General features: G+C 49.9%; 15 protein-coding genes and 1 other RNA gene. 12 read left to right on the top strand and 4 right to left on the bottom strand.

The window, feature by feature from the left end; genetic code table 11:
• Positions 1-132 precede the first annotated feature (132 nt).
• Positions 133-496, top strand: a transfer-messenger RNA (tmRNA) gene (gene ssrA, locus DVH26_RS35780).
• A 368-nt stretch (positions 497-864) separates the two neighbouring features.
• Complete coding sequence (locus tag DVH26_RS35775; RefSeq protein ID WP_239630349.1) at positions 865-2,766, top strand: ATP-dependent nuclease; 1,902 nt, start codon at positions 865-867, stop codon at positions 2,764-2,766.
• A 319-nt stretch (positions 2,767-3,085) separates the two neighbouring features.
• On the opposite strand, the gene DVH26_RS35770 is transcribed toward DVH26_RS35775, so the two are convergent.
• Positions 3,086-4,012, bottom strand: coding sequence for a C40 family peptidase (locus tag DVH26_RS35770; protein ID WP_239630348.1), 927 nt, complete (start codon positions 4,010-4,012; stop codon positions 3,086-3,088).
• Positions 4,013-4,762: 750 nt separating this feature from the next.
• Here DVH26_RS35770 and DVH26_RS35765 point away from each other — a divergent pair.
• The gene (locus DVH26_RS35765; RefSeq protein WP_239630347.1) at positions 4,763-5,023 is read left to right on the top strand and encodes a hypothetical protein; all 261 of its coding nucleotides are present in this window, start codon (positions 4,763-4,765) and stop codon (positions 5,021-5,023) included.
• Positions 5,024-5,152: 129 nt separating this feature from the next.
• On the opposite strand, the gene DVH26_RS35760 is transcribed toward DVH26_RS35765, so the two are convergent.
• Positions 5,153-6,415 (bottom strand): sensor histidine kinase, encoded by a 1,263-nt coding sequence (locus tag DVH26_RS35760; RefSeq protein WP_239630346.1) that lies wholly within the window; start codon positions 6,413-6,415, stop codon positions 5,153-5,155.
• Positions 6,405-7,091: a response regulator transcription factor gene (locus DVH26_RS35755; protein ID WP_239630345.1), complete on the bottom strand. Its 687-nt coding sequence runs from the start codon at positions 7,089-7,091 to the stop codon at positions 6,405-6,407. Before DVH26_RS35755 ends, DVH26_RS35760 begins: the two co-directional genes overlap by 11 nt.
• A 157-nt stretch (positions 7,092-7,248) precedes the next feature.
• On the opposite strand from DVH26_RS35755, the gene DVH26_RS35750 reads away from it, so the two are divergent.
• The 7 genes from DVH26_RS35750 to DVH26_RS35720 all read left to right on the top strand — a co-directional run bounded on the left by DVH26_RS35750 (position 7,249) and on the right by DVH26_RS35720 (position 14,511).
• On the top strand, positions 7,249-7,992 hold the full coding sequence (locus DVH26_RS35750) for a polyphosphate polymerase domain-containing protein (protein ID WP_239630344.1): 744 nt from the start codon (positions 7,249-7,251) through the stop codon (positions 7,990-7,992).
• On the top strand, positions 7,985-8,665 hold the full coding sequence (locus DVH26_RS35745) for a DUF4956 domain-containing protein (protein WP_239630343.1): 681 nt from the start codon (positions 7,985-7,987) through the stop codon (positions 8,663-8,665). Before DVH26_RS35750 ends, DVH26_RS35745 begins: the two co-directional genes overlap by 8 nt.
• Positions 8,666-8,690: 25 nt before the next feature.
• The gene (locus tag DVH26_RS35740) at positions 8,691-10,685 is read left to right on the top strand and encodes a carbohydrate-binding domain-containing protein (protein ID WP_239630342.1); all 1,995 of its coding nucleotides are present in this window, start codon (positions 8,691-8,693) and stop codon (positions 10,683-10,685) included.
• Positions 10,686-10,897: 212 nt separating this feature from the next.
• Entirely contained in the window at positions 10,898-12,127 is a 1,230-nt protein-coding gene (locus DVH26_RS35735; RefSeq protein ID WP_239630341.1) for an MFS transporter, read from the top strand.
• Positions 12,128-12,251: 124 nt separating this feature from the next.
• Complete coding sequence (locus tag DVH26_RS35730; RefSeq protein WP_239630340.1) at positions 12,252-13,292, top strand: hypothetical protein; 1,041 nt, start codon at positions 12,252-12,254, stop codon at positions 13,290-13,292.
• Between the two features lie 182 nt (positions 13,293-13,474).
• Complete coding sequence (locus tag DVH26_RS35725; protein ID WP_239630339.1) at positions 13,475-13,942, top strand: MarR family winged helix-turn-helix transcriptional regulator; 468 nt, start codon at positions 13,475-13,477, stop codon at positions 13,940-13,942.
• Positions 13,942-14,511 carry a hydrolase gene (locus DVH26_RS35720; protein WP_239630338.1) on the top strand — a complete coding sequence of 190 codons (570 nt, stop codon included), beginning with the start codon at positions 13,942-13,944 and terminating at the stop codon, positions 14,509-14,511. The genes DVH26_RS35725 and DVH26_RS35720 overlap by 1 nt, the downstream gene beginning before the upstream one ends.
• A gap of 107 nt (positions 14,512-14,618) precedes the next feature.
• Here DVH26_RS35720 and DVH26_RS35715 read toward each other — a convergent pair whose 3' ends face one another.
• Entirely contained in the window at positions 14,619-14,834 is a 216-nt protein-coding gene (locus tag DVH26_RS35715) for a YgaP family membrane protein (RefSeq protein WP_239630337.1), read from the bottom strand.
• 236 nt (positions 14,835-15,070) lie between these two features.
• Between DVH26_RS35715 and DVH26_RS35710 the strand changes: the two genes are divergently transcribed.
• Together DVH26_RS35710 and DVH26_RS35705 are read left to right on the top strand one after the other, a co-directional pair.
• On the top strand, positions 15,071-16,078 hold the full coding sequence (locus DVH26_RS35710) for an ABC transporter substrate-binding protein (RefSeq protein ID WP_239630336.1): 1,008 nt from the start codon (positions 15,071-15,073) through the stop codon (positions 16,076-16,078).
• Positions 16,079-16,089: 11 nt separating this feature from the next.
• Positions 16,090-18,138, top strand: coding sequence for an iron ABC transporter permease (locus DVH26_RS35705; RefSeq protein WP_481857631.1), 2,049 nt, complete (start codon positions 16,090-16,092; stop codon positions 18,136-18,138).
• The last annotated feature ends 167 nt before the right edge of the window (positions 18,139-18,305 follow it).

The raw sequence follows: 18,305 nt of genomic DNA, 5'->3' as shown, positions 1-18,305 counted from the left end.
TGGGTTAGCGCTGGTTCGATTTCCAACAAGATGTGCTTCACTTTGCTTGGAAATATGATATACTAATTAAGCATCCCAAGCGGATGCATGCTTTATCTATTGCGGCTTTCCTGGCAGAAAGCCCACCTATGCGGGGACGTTCTTGGATTCGACGGGGATAGTTCGAGCATGGGTAGCGGGTAGTGGGGACGCGACCACTTTACAACGCTAAAGCCTATTAAATGGCAAACAACAACAACCTGCTCTTTTAGCAGCCTAAGAAACTGCTGGAGCGCTTCTACCCTCCATCGCCCATGTGGCGGGATAGGGGCTCAACCTATAGTGGGATACGCTGTCTAGTCTCCGCCTGCGGCTAGCTGAAGAAGACAACCAGGCTGACCTAACGCAGAGCCGGTTACGGGGCGCTGCTCGGGTGACATCAAAACTGTGACTACACCCGTAGAAGCCTATGTGGCGTTATCTTCGGACAGGGGTTCGACTCCCCTCGTCTCCATACTAATGCAGAAAGCACTGACCATTCGGTCGGTGCTTTTTTGCATTATGGAGACGCGAGGAGGGAGGCGAAGCCCTGCAAGGGGTTCAGTCCGCGCGGACCGCAGTGGAGCGGAGGGAGCACGGGATCGAAGTCTACCACTAGGGTAGTCTTCGTGGGTGGGCGTCGTGAGCAGGAAAATGGAGGATTTCGATACTCCCCTCGTCTCCATAAGCCAAATCCACAACCTTGTGGATTCTTTATCTTGAATTTCATTTAAAAGTTAGTATTATGTTTTTTTGCTAAAGAAATATTTATAGTTGTTAATATATGGGGTTTTATCTGGTAGTATTCTAGCAATATACCAATAATTACCTAGGTGGGGTTGCCGAATGAAGCTACATAGTTTGAGGTTAGAGGGATTCCGTAGACATATAGATACAACTGTTCGTTTTTCAGATGCTACTTTCTTAATAGGAGAAAACAATGTAGGTAAAAGTTCAATCCTTGCTGCGCTTAATTACTTGTTAAACGATATAAAGAAGATTTCAGAGGATGAGTTTTTTCACATTACTGGCAATGGAGAAGTAGGTAATTTAAAAGTTGCTGATAATATTGTATTAACAGCTGAGTTCAGAGGATTACCTGCTGATGCCAAGAATTGGACAGGCTTTAAGGGGCGTATTCTTACTTATTACGAGGGTGAAAGCACAGGTTTAAGGATTATTTACCGAAAGACGTTCGCTCCAAATGCAGATTATGTAGTTGAACTTAGGGAACAGGTAAAGACTAAGAAAGCACAGTATAATGAATGTTCTACAATAAATCAATACAAAGTGGCTGGACTAGATTTAACAGGTATCGGTAGTAAATTGGCTGATATTGATCCGGAGAGAAGGTTAACAGCAAGACAACAGCAAATAATAGATGAAGTTGAAGATCTTTACGACTATAAAGAAGATGAAGAAGAATGGTTTAGGAATCCAGGAGGCATTCCTGGAATTGTACTTCAAAAGTTACCGAAGTATTTGTTGATTCCAGCACAGGATAAAGCAAATGAATTGTCCGAATCGTCGGGTACATTAATTTCGACATTGACAGAACTCTTTAATGATGTTAGAGAAGCATCGGTGAATTATCGTGAAGCACAAAAATATCTAGAGTTGCTAGCAAGGGAACTTGATCCCACAGATAATCAAAGTGAGTTTGGAATAATGATGTCAGAATTAAATGATGTGATGAAGGAAGTATTTCCAAATACGGGGTTAAAAGCAGAGACTTCTTTATCAGATGCTGATAAGGTTATTAAACCGCAATTTAAAATATCAATGTTCAGTAATATATTAACGCCTGTAGCTCTACAGGGTACAGGGATGATAAGATCTGCTGTCTTTGCATTGTTAAGATATAGGAACCTAAGAGAAAATAGAAGATTTGGAAATCCACATATGCGTCCATTATTAATAGGTTTTGAAGAGCCTGAAATCTATCTTCATCCTAATGCGGCACAGCAGATGAGGGATACAATATACGAGCTTGCTTCAACAGATAACAATCAAATCGTCTGTACATCTCATTCTCCATATATGATTGATTTGAGTAAGCGGCCATCTCAAATCTTGAATAGTTTATCACTAGAACAATTTTCTGTTTTAAAAGAAGGTAATAAAGTACTTACTGAAAAAGTAAAATGTATTCCGTTTAACACAAGTGACTCATTCAATTCCTTACAGTCAGATGATAAAGAGTATGTAAAAATGCTTTTAAAAATAGACGATCATATTGCGCGCGTCTTCTTCTCTAAAAATGTACTTATAGTTGAAGGCGATACTGAAGATATCGTACTTAGGGAAACCATTGCGCGTCTACCCAATGAAATTAGGAAAGATATTCAATGTAACTGGCAAATTGTTAAAGCTAGAGGGAAGGCAACAATAATATCACTTGTAAAGTATCTAAGAATTATGGGGATCAACCCAGTTGTCATTCATGATGCTGATGCGGGTACCGACCGTGCAGAGATTTTTAATCTGCCTATTCTCGAGGCAGTAGGTGATGCACAAAAACGTATTATGCTGACGAACTGTATTGAAGATGTCTTGGGCTATGCTGCTCCTTCAAAAGAAAAACCGTACAAGGCTTATAATTATATAAGTACAAATTGGACTGCTGATTGGATGTCAATTAACCATTCTTGGCTTAATGTTGTTAAACAAGTATTTCATGAATCGTTTAAACAATTGGAATACCTACCAGATACAGTATTTGATGAGGCAGCACCTGCTGCTGAATAGTTATTGATAACTGGAGTAATTTGTAAGATATTTAAACAAAATTTTTAAATTCGTCGCCAAATCATCAAGCGGGTTATGGTTTTGCCGGATGAAGGGGAGGAGATCCCATGCTAAGGGGTTCAGTCCGCGTGGATCGCAGCGGAGCGGAGGAGCACGGGATCGAAATCTACCACAGGGTTGTCTTCGTCGAATGGGCATCGTGAGAAGTGAGATGGAAAGATATCGATACACTCCCCTCGTCTCGCCAGCTGTCTTTTTTAATGCCTCAACTCAAAAAAGAAGCCGTCAGCAGCTAACGCTAACGGCTTTTCTTAATGGTTTAGAACATCCGTTTAACAGAAGAGAGCTCACCATACCAAAACGAATCCGGTGTTACCGGAAGATAGGAGCATTTACCAGTGCCGCCGCCCATCTGTATCATCTGTCCGTCACCCATATAAATACCCACATGCGCCCCTTCTTTAAAAGCTAACAAATCACCGGGTCTCATGTCACTGAAGGGTACAGGTTTACCTACTGAACTGTATTGATTTCGGCTGCTAGTGGTAAACGAATATCCTAGAGCATGATGATAGACATACGAGGTGTAATTTGAACAATCAAATCCATACTCTCCGCGGTCTTCATTGTGACCCCAAACATAAGGCATACCGAGCTTAGATTCGGCTATCTTACGAAGGGCAGCGACTTTTGCTTCCGAGCTTGCATTTAACGAAGCCAGTGGCTGAATGTTTTTATCCATTTCTACTCCTGGAGGAGGGAGAGGGGTGCTTGTGTTTCCAGTAAATTGTTGAGCTTGAAACCTGTTTCCACTTTGAGCAGAATTACTTGAATCGGTGACAGGGAGATTGAACAGTTCAGCGCCTAAACCAGTATGTTTTACTCGAATACGATTTACAGTTTTTCCAGGAAGTTGTGAGGTGGCGAAATTTACAATTCCTTCAGGAATAGCAGTATCCAAGATACCCTCATTATTATTATTTTGAAGATCCGACTCATTTACCGATTGAACTTCTATCCTGGCTTCTTTTGCAGCTTCATCATAGTCTGTTTTTGTGACCCCAATATAACGAGGAGCATTGTTCGTATGGGGAGGAGTGCTTTGTGCGACCGTATGCCCCCCGCCTGTACCTGTTGAATTTCCTGGTGGTAAAGCCCCGTGAGGGTTCGAAGTACAACCTGTAACGGAAAATAGCAAAAGCATCGAAACAAAAAGCACTTTTCCTGTCTTTTTTGAATTTCTCAATCAGAACTCCCCCTTCATGTATGTTTAATATTCCTTGAAGCTTTTTAAAATATTCGTGCGGGTTTTTATGGTTAAAATGAAAAAAATATCGATCTAATTGGTCGGTGCTTTTTATCAAGGAGACGATGAGCTTTGTTTTTTATCTAACGTTTATTTGATTTTTGCGGACGAATGGGAGAAAAGCGAGGTCTTGAAAAAACGTTCAAGTGTGAAGGAAAATCATGTATACAAAATTGAGGGCTACGGATTTGGCCTGATCAGCAGAATGTATGGGTCAACGCCATTGTTAATGCACTTAGATAAGCAAAATGGCTATGATATTTGCAAGCTTATTCATTCAAGCTCAAGGAGCTTCCCCTCTCTTATTTTTACTAGAATCAACAAACATCTTATAGAAAAGAACAAATGACAAGGTGAGGTCGGCGCCTTGAAATCCATGACCCGATCCGATGTCCGAAACGGGTAGTTTGCCTACCCACCCGGTAGCGGTTCATCTCCAGCTGGACGCGCTCCATAAACACGAAAAGAAGCTTTGCCAACAGGTGTGGCCAAGCTTCTTTTTGGCATTTTACGACTCATCCTCCCTTAGGCAAATCAACCCGTTCATAAAGCGAAGAAGCATCGAAATTCTTGGGGTATTTTCCGGGCTCAAACCCAGCTCCAGAAATGAATTCTTTTCACTTAGCATGACAAAGGTACAAGCCGGTTCTAGCAGATTTTCATAGAATAATTCAGAAGGAGGTGAGAAGAATGGGAAACAACCATACAAGAAAAATAACCGTTTCCGTCGGCGATACGGTTAAGTTACCTATTCCTCTTAGAAACGGGCAATTTATTTTAAACTGCACGAGCATGAACTGTTCGATTGCTACTTGTTCCAACGATAGAACAAGTGCATCGGTTACCGGCCGCAATCCGGGCACTACACTGGTCACTGTCATCGTAGCTAATTGCTTTGAATGTGTGGCGAGATTGGTATTTGCCGTTACGGTGGAGGAGAACGAAGAGTAATTCAATAGTCCGGACGACGCCGCTATGTAGCTGGAATTAAATACAGTGGAGCAAGAACGGGGGGACAACCCCTTACTTGTATCCAAAATAAATCCACATCGGATAGGAAGATGTGGATTTTGTATTGCCTCACGAGTGAAGCGGGAGCTCGACGACGAACGCGACCTTGTGATCCTTTTTGTTTTTGGCATAAATACGGCCCTTATGCTGATCGACGATGGCTTTGGCGATAGCCAGTCCAAGCCCATAGCCGCCTTGGCTGCGCGTACGGGATGGATCGGTGCGATAGAATCGATCGAAAATCCGAGCCAAATGCTCCTCGGAAATCGCTTCCCCCGAATTGGTAACGCTTAGCTCCATATGCTGATGGCGTTTTCTCATCTCAATCTCTACAGAGCCGTTAGGGCTTGTATATTTCAAGGCATTGTCCAGCAGGATCATGACCACTTGCTTGAACTGCTCCAGACTGCCGCGGATTTTCAATCCGAGTTCAATCTCGTAGGAGAGATGAAGATCGCGCTCGAAAATAACGGCTTCCATCGTCAGCACAACCTGCTCCACTGCATCGCTTGCATCAAAAGGGGCCATCATCACGCCGGTGTTCGCTTGATCAATCTGCGCCAAATAGAGCAAGTCGTTCGTGAGCTTCGCCATCCGCTCGGATTCCGATTTGATAAACGTGAGCCATTTGGACTGATTCTGGATGGTATCATCCGAATGAGCTAACAATACGTCTACGTTAGTGTTGATGACAGCCAGCGGCGTCTTGAGCTCATGCGAAGCGTCGGCTATGAACTGCTTTTGCTTATCGAATGCCTCTTGCACCGGCTCAATCGAACGATTGGCGAAATAGCGGCTGGTGAAGAATATGATGAAGAGCATAACGAACGCTACAAGCAGAAAAGCATAGATCAGGTTGGTCAGAAAGGCCTGCTGAGCCGTAACATCCAGAAATGAGATCGCAAAGCCGTCGGGAAGCTTTTGGACTTGGTAAGCCCAGGAAGTGTCCTCCAGCTTGAATTTGCCCTGCTGGTCATTACCGGACAAGGCCGCCTTCGCCGCCTCCTGATAACTTTCCTCGGCCAGCTCGAAGCTGGAGCGGGTGCTTTTGATCGTCCCCTGGCTATCGGTAATGAGCATGAAGGAAATGGAGCGGGCCATAGGCTGCCTATCGCCTTTGCCAGGCTCGGCAATGGGATTGCCGGACTTCGGCGGGCCGCCCATATTGCCCGATTTCCGTCCGATATCCGCCTCCCGGTGCAGCTCCATATCGATATCGCGGCTAACATTTTGATACATAATGAAATAAATGCAGGCGAAAGCCAGAAGCATCATGACCGAGATGGTGACCATGTTCAGCAGAAGGAACTTATTTCGCAGCTTACGAAACACTGCCCTTCACCTCCAGCACGTAGCCGACTCCGCGAATGGTATTAATTCCTACATTGGAATTCAAGTGGACAAGCTTCTTCCTCAAAAAAGAAATATACACCTCCACATTATTATGCTCCGCCTCGGAATCGAAGCCCCATAGCTTCTCGATAATCAATTCTTTGGGCGTAACCGCCTGCTTCCTCAGGATCAACAGCTCCAGCAGGTTGCTTTCCTTCAGGATAAGCTTCATTTCCTTGCCCCCGCATGACAGCTTCATAGTCGCCGTATTCAGCTCTATATCGCCGTATTGCAGCGTATTTTCCGTAACCATCTCGCCTTTGCGCCGAAGCGCCGCGCGTATGCGGGCCAGCAATTCTTCGGTTACGAACGGCTTGGCGATATAGTCGTCAGCTCCGTAATCCAGTCCCGACACCTTGTCGGAGGTTTCTCCTCTCGCAGTCAGCAAGATCACCGGAGTCGATATTCCTTCTTTGCGAATCGTCTGTAATATTGAAAGGCCGCTCATGCCGGGAAGCATGATATCCAGCAGTAGCAGATCATAAATGCCGCTGTGAGCATAGTCCAGTCCGGAAGTGCCGTCATGAACTACGTCGACGGAATAATGATGCTTTCGCAAAATCTGGGCAAGAGCTTCCGCCAAATGCGCCTCATCTTCTACTATTAGTATTCTCATCGTTTTCTTCCTTTCGGCCAGCTGCCTGTGGTCATAGGGGTATTATAGCATTTCGGACCTTTAATGAACCTTAAACCCGTCATTTAAGATTCATTAAAGGTTAGCGCCCTAAGATAGAGCCATCCAACGAGACAAGATTTAGAAAGGGGCGGTGAGAATGGCCATCGAGGTGTTCAACCGATATGAAAATAAGTATTTGCTTGACGATGCAGCATTCCGGACGATTCACGATAAGCTGCTGGAGCATATGGAATTGGATGAGTATAACCGGAAGCATACGTTTTATTCCATCACTAATATTTACTTCGATACGCAAGACCATGCTTTAATTCGCAAGTCGCTTTCGAAACCGAAGTATAAAGAGAAGCTCAGGCTTCGCGCATACGGCGTTCCGGCGCCCGGCTCCAAGGTATATCTGGAGTTGAAGAAAAAGGTGCATGGGCTCGTAAATAAAAGGCGAAGCGCTCTCAAGACGAACGAAGCCTACGAATTTGTCCGCACGGGGATCAAGCCGGAGCTTGAAAGCTATATGAACAATCAGGTGCTCAATGAGATTGAATACTTCTTGCAGCGGTATACGCTGGAGCCGAAGGTGTACTTGGCGTATGACCGGATTGCGATGTTTTGCAAGGAAAGCCGGGATTTGCGCATTACGTTCGACCGTAATATTCGGTCCAGGCGACACGACTTGCTGCTGGAGAGCGGCGATCATGGCGAACCGCTGCTGGAAGAAGGTCAATGGCTCATGGAGGTCAAGGCGGAAAAAACGATTCCGGTCTGGCTTGCCCGGCTTCTGTCGGAGCACAGCATGTTCCGAACAAGCTTCTCGAAGTACGGCAATGAATATATGAAAATGCGAAAGCAGCAACAGCAAACGAAAGGAGAACTTGCATATGCTTGAATCTATTTTTGCGGGAACCGCCGACTCGACCCTTACTTTTACCAACGCTATTCTAACGATAGTCATCTCCTTCCTTATGGGGGCCATTATCAGCGTCACTTATATGAAAACGAGCAAGCAATCTTATTCGCAAAATTTTGCGCTGACCATGATTCTGATTCCTTCGATTATCGCCGTCATCATTCTTCTCATCGGGAACAATGTGGCCAGAGCGTTCAGCCTTGCCGGAGCCTTCTCCATTATCCGCTTCCGAAGCGCTCCGGGCGATCCGAAGGATATTGCTTATGTGCTGTTTACGATGGCTACAGGTCTCGCCTGCGGCGTCGGCATGTACGGCTATGCGGTGCTGTTCACTATTGTTTTGTGCGTGCTGATGGTAGTGCTGCACAAGTTCAAATTCGGCGAGAAGCGAAGCTCGCAAAAGCTATTGAAAATAACGGTGCCCGAGGATTTGGGCTATGAGGAAGCGTTCCAGGAAGTGTTTCAAAAGTTTGCAGTCAGCCACGAGCTGAAAAAGGTGAAAACAACCGAGCTGGGCAGTCTCTTCGAGCTCGTTTATGTGGTCACGATGAACCCGAATACGAGCCAAAAGGAACTGATCGACGCTTTACGATGCAGAAACGGAAATCTGAATATTACCTTATCGATGAGTCCGGAAGCAGCGGACTATTAATCTCAAAGTAAATGGAGGACTCCCTATGACTAAGTACAATAAGCATAAAAGCAAATTTTTGTTCCTGGCGCTTTTGTCCGCCATGATGCTGCCAGCCTGCCAAGATGCGGCGTCCACCGCAAATAATGCAGCCGCTGCCCAGAACACCGCGGCTTCGGCTTCGGCATCGACTGCAGCGGTTCAAGCATCCGCGGCGCCAACGCCTGTCACTTTCAGCGAGAATGACGAGTATACCGATTGGAAGGCAGCCAATCCCATCTATATTGAGCTCAGCGAATCCGGCGCCGCAATCAAGGGGCAGGGAGCCGAGGCGAAGGATCGGACCGTAACCATCACGGCCGCAGGCACCTATGTATTAAGCGGCCAATGGGAGCAGGGGCAGGTTGTCGTCGATGCTCCGAAGGAGGCCAAGGTAAGGCTCGTGCTGAACGGAGTCAGCATTCACAGCAATGAAGGTTCGGCGATCTATGTGAAGCAAGCGGATAAAGCGATCATTACGCTTCAGGAAGGCACGAAGAACGATGTGGCCGATGCGGCTCAATATACAACGGTGGACGCAGACAGCGGCGAGCCTAATGCGGCGATTTTCAGTAAAGACGATCTGACGTTCAATGGGAGCGGTGCTCTGACCGTTCAAGGGAACTATAACAATGGCATAACCAGTAAGGATGATCTGAAAATGACCGGAGGCTCCATCACGGTCCATGCGGCTGATGATGGTGTGATGGGAAGGGATTTGGTAGCGATCAAAGATGGCACCCTCACAATCGAAGCTGCGGGTGACGGCATCAAATCGACCAACGATACGGATGCTTCTAAAGGGCTAATAGCTATCGATGCCGGTACATTCTCTATCAAAGCAGGGAAGGACGGAATCCAGGCCGTAACCCATGTGCAGATGAACGGAGGCTCCTATACAATCTCGTCCGGCGGCGGCAGCGCGAACGCCGTTGCCAAGCCGAGTGAAATGAACGGCGGGATGAGAGGTTCGGGGGGAAGACAGATGGATAATCAGGCTGCAGCGCCAACGGCACCATCGACACAGCCGACACAATCAACAGAATCTGCGGAGTCGACGAGCGGCAAAGCGATCAAAGCAGGCACGGCTATTACCATTGCGAAGGGGACGTTCACAATGGATTCCGCCGACGATGCGATTCACAGCAATAACAGTGTCACCATTGCCGGCGGAGAGTTTGCCGTCACTTCCGGCGACGATGGCATCCACGCCGATTCCTCGGTTGTAATCAGCGGCGGCACCATTCAGATTGCCAAGAGCTATGAGGGGATCGAGGGCTCAAACATTACGATCTCGGGCGGAGATATCAAGGTGACGGCAAGCGATGACGGCATTAATGTTGCCGGAGGGGCGGACGGTTCGTCGACGAACGGACGTCCAGGGCAAAACAATTTCAGCGCTGCGTCCTCCAACAACAAGCTCACGATTACCGGCGGCAGCTTGTACGTAAATTCCACCGGCGACGGACTGGATTCGAACGGCTCCATCGTTATGTCGGGCGGTAACGTAGTAGTGAGCGGACCGACAGAGAATGGCAACGGTGCATTGGATTATGACGGCACCTTCGAATTGACGGGCGGCCTGCTGATGGCAGCCGGAAGCTCGGGCATGGCTCAAGCGCCGTCGGATACATCGTCACAGCATTCCATTCTGATGACGTACTCCCAGTCGCAAAAGGCGGGAACCGTTGTCGAGCTCAAAGACAAGGACGGCAAAACCATTGCAAGCCTGACGCCGGATAAAAGCTTCCAGACCGTCGTCATTGGTTCTCCGGAGCTCAAGAAGGATGCTGCCTACTCGCTGTATACCGGAGGAACGAAGACGGTGGAGTTCACCGTTGCCAATATAACGACTTGGCTGAATGAGTCGGGGGTTACCACTGCCAGAAGCGGCGGACCTGGAGGGCTCGGAGGAGGTCCAGGCGGCGGTCCCGGCGGAGGCGCAAGACCTAACGGGCAAGGCGGAAATAATCAGGGTCGCGGCGACATGAAGCAGCCATAACGGACTATAGCTTCCCGGCAAGAAAGGTACACGGCAGAAGGGATCAAGGATCGAGCCGCCGTGAAAGTGCTAACCAAGAGGGCACCGACTCACACAGGTCGGTGCTTTTTGCTGTGTTTTACCGAGCCAGCAGCCCAACTTTATTTTTTACACCGCAGACTCTACAAGCCGCATAATATGCTATCATTTATTGTACTTGTATAGGAAAGGTCGTGAGTCGCGCTTTGTCGCAATCCAATCCGTCTGTCATGAGGCAGCCGTCCTTCGCGAAAGCATGGGCGGCCCGCATCTTATCGACGACCTCGTTCCAGATGCTTTCCGTTGCCATCGGGTGGCAGATGTACGCGCTGACCAACGACGCCTTCAGTCTCGGCCTGGTGGGTCTGGCACAGTTTGTGCCGATGATGCTGCTCACATTGATCGTCGGTCAAGTTGCGGACCGGTTCGATCGCCGGAACATCGTTGTCTTGTGCATGATCTTTGAAGGGATAGTCGCTGTGCTGCTTGTTTATGGAAATCATGCGGGCTGGATCGGCCGCGAGCAAATCCTGCTGGCTGCGGCCTTGATCGGCGCTTGCCGGGCTTTTGAAGGGCCTACGCTTACCGCGCTCATCCCGGAGCTCGTATCGAAGGAGATGCTCCCGCAAGCGTCCGCCTGGTCGGCCTCGGCCGGTCAAACGGCACAAATATTGGGGCCGTCGCTGGGCGGCTTGCTGTACTCGATAGGCCCTGCGTTCGTGTACAGCACATCGGCCGTGGCGCTGCTGTCCGCCGCCGTTCTTATTTTTATGATCCGCAAAGAGCGGAGCGCCCGCAGTCTGGAGCCGCTGACAGTCCGTTCCATTTTCTCGGGTCTCGTCTTTGTGTTCCGTCATAAAGTGATATTAGGCACCATTTCGCTCGATCTCTTCGCGGTACTGCTCGGCGGTGCGACGGCGCTATTGCCGATCTTTGCGCAGGATATTTTACATACGGGACCTTGGGGGCTGGGACTTCTGAGGTCCGCACCGGCGGTCGGCGCCTTATTGATGTCGCTTGTGCTGGCCCACTATCCGCTAACCCGTGCGCTTGGACCTATTTTGTTCGGGGCGCTGGGCGTTTTTGGATTAGCCACTATCGTCTTTGCCTTGTCGACAAGCCTGTACGTATCGTTGGCAGCCTTGTTCTTCCTAGGTGCTTCGGACGTCATCAGCGTCGTCATTCGTTCTACTCTCGTGCAGCTGAACACGCCGAATGAAATGCGCGGCCGAGTGAGTGCTGTCAATTCGCTTTTCGTAGGAACCTCCAATCAATTGGGCGAATTCGAGTCCGGTACGCTGGCAGGATTTATCGGAGCTGTTAACGCTACTGTCGTAGGAGGCGTTGGAACCATAGTGATCGCCGGAATGTGGATGTATCTATTCCCGCAGCTCCGGAGGCTGCGGACTTTTGCAGACAAGTAAGCATCCCGGTCAACTGAATGGAATGGTTCCGAACCAGGAAATAATCGGCCATGTACAGATTCATCTCTATCCTCTACTGTTTAATGGATAGTGAAATTCATTCACCGATCAGCGGGAGGTCTCTATGAAAAAAAGATGGTTGCCAGCATTCCTGATAGCACTTGTCGCCCTGCAGGTTATACCGATTCCCGGAGCCGTTCATGCGGAAAGCAAGGCGGATATAAGGGTCAAAATCCCAACGTTTCCCGTGGAAGTGAACGGGAGCATCATCGACAACAAGCATGCTGCGTATCCATTGCTGATGTATAAAGATATTACGTATTTCCCTATGACTTGGGACTATACCAAAGCGTTAGGTCTTGCCATCCAATGGGATTCGGTCAAGGGGCTGGAGATCAATAAGACTACCCCCGGCAGCTGGAGTCAGGATCCGTCGGGAAACAACGATTTCGCTAAGGAGTATCAGGCTGTGCTTCCCTCCTATCCTATTGCAGTGAACGGCATGCGGATTGAGAATGCTCAGGAGGAATATCCGGTCTTTAATTTCAGAGGAATTACTTACTTCCCGATGACCTGGAGATTCACTCACGACACATTTCATATCGATACCCAATGGGATGCGATGTCCGGATTGAAGATCGGTACATGGAAGCAAGACAACCAATGGAATGATGTCCAGCTCGAAGTGGGGACTCGTATTTATGGCGACCCGCTCAATGTGCACTGGGGTGTGGATTATACGAACGCAACCGTTACGGAAAGCGGCACTGCGTTTTTTAACAAAGGCCATACGATGGTGTTCGGCTTCACTGCAACGAATATCAGAGAGCAGCGGATATCCTTAAATAAGCCGGTATCCTTGGAGCTGGAGGTTCGCAGAGTGCCGGATGGCGTCTCACTCTATGATACCGGTAATCAGGAAGTGGTATGGAGAACGACCCTTCCAGGCCTTGAAGGCGCATTTGACGGCGCAGGAAGCTCCAAAACGCTGCGAGCCTATTGGAATCAAAAGGATCTGAACGGCCGACAAGTTCCTACAGGCACGTATATGGCCCGATTGGTCACGCCTATCTCGATCAGCTATTCGGAGAACGGCACGGCACAGACTGAGACGGTAAATGAGTCCGATATCAACCGCGGCGGACGTGAAATTACGATTCGATAAAATGTGCAGTCTATCGGCAGGCTAGCGCATCAAAACGCAAAGTTTACAAGGCACCGTTCCAATAGGAATCGGTGCTCTTTTATTAGGATAGCAAACTATTTGTATCATACAGATAAAACGTTGTATAATACAGATATCTTGATGAGAAGAAAGCATTTTATAGTTCATTGGGAAGGAAAAGTATGAGAAACGATTTCTATGAACATATTGAGCACGAAGTCGTCTTGCTGCTCCGGCGGGCTGATTTCAAACGGACGCTCGACGGGGCGGCCCATTCCATGGACAGGTCGGCATACCTGCTGCTGAAATGGCTGGATCGGGAGGGCTCATCGGCTAATGGAGCAATATCCGAGGCGTTTCAATTGGACAACTCGACGGTCAGCAGGCAAATAGCCGCTTTGGAAGCCAAGGGCTGGGCGCGGCGTTACTCCGATTCCGAGGATGCGAGGGTTAATGTAGTTGAAATTACCGACTCAGGGAAAGAAGCTCTTATCGTCGCCAAGCTTGCCCGTTTGGATGCCTACAGCGAGCTGCTGGAGGATTGGACGGATCAGGAGCTTGAGCTTTTTTCGCAGCTGCTGGCAAGGCTGAACCGGTCGATCGAACGACGGAAACAGCTGAAATCATCGCACAATACGGAGGGAACCTAATGAATCCGCTAAACATCGATTTTCAGAAAACGGCACTAGTCATTATCGATTTGCAAAAAGGCATCGTAAGCCGGCCCGGCTGTCAGGAGGTTGTCGAGAAGGCAGGCCGGCTCGTGAAGCTTTTTCGTCAAAAAGGAGGGTTCATCTCTTTCGTCAAAGTCGATTTCCTCGATGGAAAGGATGCATTGAAGCCGGCGACGGATCTCCCGGTTCAAGCGATGCAGCGCCCTGCTGACTGGGCCGAGCTGGATCCCCAGCTTGAAGTGACCGCCAATGATCATATTGTCACGAAGCGTCAATGGGGGGCTTTTTTCGGAACGGATCTGGATCTTCAGCTGCGCCGCAGGGGCATAGATACGATTGTACTGTGCGGCATTGCCACCAATATCGGAGTGGAAAGTACGGCGAGAGAAGCTTTTCAGCTGGGCTATCACCAAATCCTTATCACGGACGCAATGACTGCAATGAGCATGGAAGAGCATGAAGCCTCGTGCAAATATATTTTCCCCAGAATAGGCAAAGTACGATCGACGGAGCAATTCGTATCGGAAATCAGCGAGAGCAAGTAAGTTCAATTTCATAAAAACAAAAAGCACGGACCTTTGGTCGGTGCTTTTGTTTTGTGCGGGCTTAGCTGCATGCCCCATTCTGTCTGTTGACCATCACTGTTGCACGTTTAGCTGCTTACCAGCTGAGAATCGGTTTCTTTGGAATCTTTGCAATGATTCATCCCTAATGCGGCATTAAGCGGGCAATAACGGGTGGCCCCCGTAATGATAGGCGCTACTCCCAATAAGCCCCACCAGCTTTTGTTCACGATCCCAGCCGCAACGATTCCTGAGCCAACGGCGATTCGGATCGCCTGCTCCGTCCTTCCCACATTACATTTCACAAGTAAGCCCTCCGCTAATGGAAATAAAAGTTCAGCTATTATTGTGCCCATGACCATAAATTTTATTGCGAAATCCAGCGGACAAATCGCTGCGAAACTATTGACAAATTATATGATAACGATTATCATTTTCAATTGGGTAATGATAATCATTATCATATGGTGGTTATCTGCTCACGATGCTTTCTGTTATGATTTGCATGACTTTATACATATTTCTTAGGGGGATTCACTTTATGAGAGCGATTGGCAAACCGTTAATCATCATCTTGTCTCTTGTGCTTATGTTTTTAACCGCATGCGGGGCCAAGACCAACACGAGCCAGGGAACCGCGCCTGCTGCGCCAAGTGCGAATCAAGAGACTTCGTCGGGCAGCAAGACAATTAAGCATGCGCTCGGGACGACCGAGGTGAAAGGGACGGCGAAGCGCGTCGTGGCGCTGGAATGGTCCCATGTAGAGCATTTGCTGGCGGTAGGCGTTCAACCTGTAGGAATAGCGGACATCAAAGGCTATAAAACCTGGGTCAACATCCCGCCGCAGCTTGATGCAAGCGTAGCAGACGTAGGAACGCGTACAGAACCGAGCTTGGAAGCGATCGCCGCGTTGAAGCCGGACCTGATTATCGCACCGGATTTCCGGATCAAATCCAGCTATGAGGCGTTAAGCAAAATTGCTCCAACGATCGCCTTCAATCCGTATCCTGCCGAAGGAGCGGGCAATCAGTTCGATGAAATGGAAAAAACGTTTAGAACCGTAGCTGAATTGGTAGGCAAAAAAGCGGAAGCCGATAAGGTGATGAGCGATTTGCAAAAATCGTTCGATGAAGCTAAGGCCAAGCTGAAGGCGAAAGGCAAGGAAGGCGCGGAGGTTGCCGTGACGCAAGCCTTCTCCCAGCAAAATGCCGCTGTTCTGCGCATGTTCACCGATAACTCGATGCTGATTCAAATTATGCAGCGGATGGGATTGAAAAACAGCTTCAAATCGGATAAGTTCGAATCCAACGGCTTTGCAACAACCAGCGTAGAGGCTCTGCCGGCTGTTCAGAACGCCAACTTTATTTATATCGTGCAGGACAACGATAATATTTTTGAGAAGCAGCTGAAGGATAACGCGGTGTGGAACGGACTTACGTTCGTGAAGGAAAAGCGGACCTTTAAGCTGCCGGGTAATACTTGGACGTTCGGCGGGGCATTGTCGGCCAAATCCATCGTCGATCTCGTTACGAACGCACTGACCAAATGACAACAATGAGAGTGAATACTTTGACGAGAGATGCAGTCCGCATAAGCGGCAGGACGGCATTCGTATTTGGGGGCGGCCTTGTTTTGCTGGCTGCTCTCCTTTTTGTAAGCTTAATGTACGGGGAAGCGGACATTACGTTGCAGGATGTGATCGGGGCGATCACGAATCCGCAGGATAACCCTGCCCATCATATGATTCGGGGAGTCCGTCTGCCTAGAGCGGTTATGGGACTTCTTGCCGGTGCTGCGCTCGCTGTGTGCGGCGCGCTACTGCAGACAGTCACGCGCAATCCGCTCGCATCGGCATCTACGTTCGGACTCAATGCCGGCGCTTACTTTGTTATTATGGCGGCCGCGATCTTCTTCCCGGCCCTAAAGGCGGAAGCACCGCTGCTGCTTGGCTTGGCCGGAGCGCTCGGGGCTGCGGCCATGACATACTGGATCGCCGGCGGCAAACGAAGCACGCCGGTACGGATGGCCGTCGGGGGGATGATCGTCGGCCTTGTGCTGGCAGCCTTCACGAGCGCGCTCCAGCTGCTGTTCGAAACCCAGGCGTCACAGCTGTTAGCCTGGGGAGCCGGCTCGCTCGTGCAGAACGACTGGAGCGGCGTTAGCTATGCCTGGCCTTGGATCGCCGCCGGAATCGTCTACGTGATGGTCTATGCACGGATGTTCGACATGCTGGAGCTCGGTGACGAGACCGCCCGCTCGCTCGGCCAAAAGGTCGACGCCGCCCGGTTCTCGGGCATGGCGGTAGCGGTCCTGCTGGCGGGCGTAACGGTTAGCGTCGTCGGCCCGATCGGCTTTGTAGGGCTGATCGCGCCGCATTTGATGCGGCTCTTGGGCATGCGCCGCCATCTGCTCCTGCTGCCAGCAAGCGCCTTATGGGGCGCCGTCATCCTGGTCGGAGCGGATACGATCGCCCGCATGTTCCGCAGCTCGGTCGGCGAGCTGCCGGCCGGAGCGGTCACGGCGGCGATCGGCGCGCCGTGGCTCATATGGCTCGTGATCCGCGTCATGAAAGGACGCGAATCCCAGGACAGCGGCTCCTCGATGAGCGTCGGCGCGATTCAGAAGCGCGCGCCTTATCCGCTGCTTGTAGCCGGGATGCTGGTTGTATTAATCGCTCTCATGGTCGTCGGTCTCATGTCGGGAACGCTGAAGCTGTCCGTAAGCGAGGTTTGGCTTACGTTACTCGGCGGAGGCGAGGACTTCGCGCGGAACGTTGTCGTCGATTTGCGTCTTCCCCGCATCTTGGTAGCGGCTTTTGCCGGCGCGGCGCTGGCGATCGCCGGATCGATGATGCAGGGAGCCGTGCGGAATCCGCTGGCCGACCCTTCCGTCATTGGCGTGACCTCCGGAGCGGGATTCGGAGCGCTCGCGGTCCTTGTGCTATGGCCGCAGGCTCCGGCCGCGATGCTGCCGGTGGGCGCCATCGTCGGAGCAGCCGCGGCGGCGGCATGCGTCTACCTATTCTCCTGGCGCAAAGGCTTCAACCCCGTCGCGCTCATTTTGGTGGGAATCGGCGTATCAGCGATAGGAACGGCAGGGATCCAGTTCCTCGTCATCAAGTCCGGCATTGCCGCAGCACCGGCGTTGGCATGGCTTGCAGGCAGCACATATGCGCGTGGCTATGATGAGTTTCTCCGGCTTCTCGTCGTCACAGGCGTATTGGGACCGGTTGCCTGGTGGCTCGGCCGCAGAATGGATTTGCTGGCCTTCGGGGATCATGTCTCGCTGGGCCTCGGGCTAAGGCTCGAGCGGATGCGCCTGATTGCGACGGTGATCGCCGTAGCGCTGGCGGCAACGGCAGCCTCTAGTGTCGGCTCCATCGGCTTTATCGGGCTGCTTGCCCCTCACGCGGTCCGGTTGATGGTCGGCCATCATCATCGCAGATCGGTCGTGCTGTCTGCGCTGGTCGGCGCCGTGCTGCTTGTCGCAGCCGATCTGATCGGCAAAACGGTCATTGCCCCGAAGGAAATTCCGGCGGGCATTGTCGTGGCTCTGCTCGGAACGCCTTATTTGCTGATGCTGATGTACCGGAGCGCGGTACGGAAGTAAGTGAAGTTCATATAGTACAAGAAGCATCGGCTCTTGCGGCCGGTGCTTTTTTTTGATTGTTCCTGCTTGCCGTAACGAATTCGCCTTTGATTGTTCTCTAACCGTTGGCTCTATCCATTCTGTCGGAATGGAAGGAAATGTATAGGTTTTTGTCGAATTGCTTGATA

This window comes from Paenibacillus sp. H1-7, assembly GCF_022354825.1.
Classification (GTDB): Bacteria; Bacillota; Bacilli; order Paenibacillales; family NBRC-103111; genus Paenibacillus_S.
The sequence above is the reverse complement of the archived record's forward strand: the minus strand, read 5'-3'. Positions and strand labels throughout refer to the sequence as shown.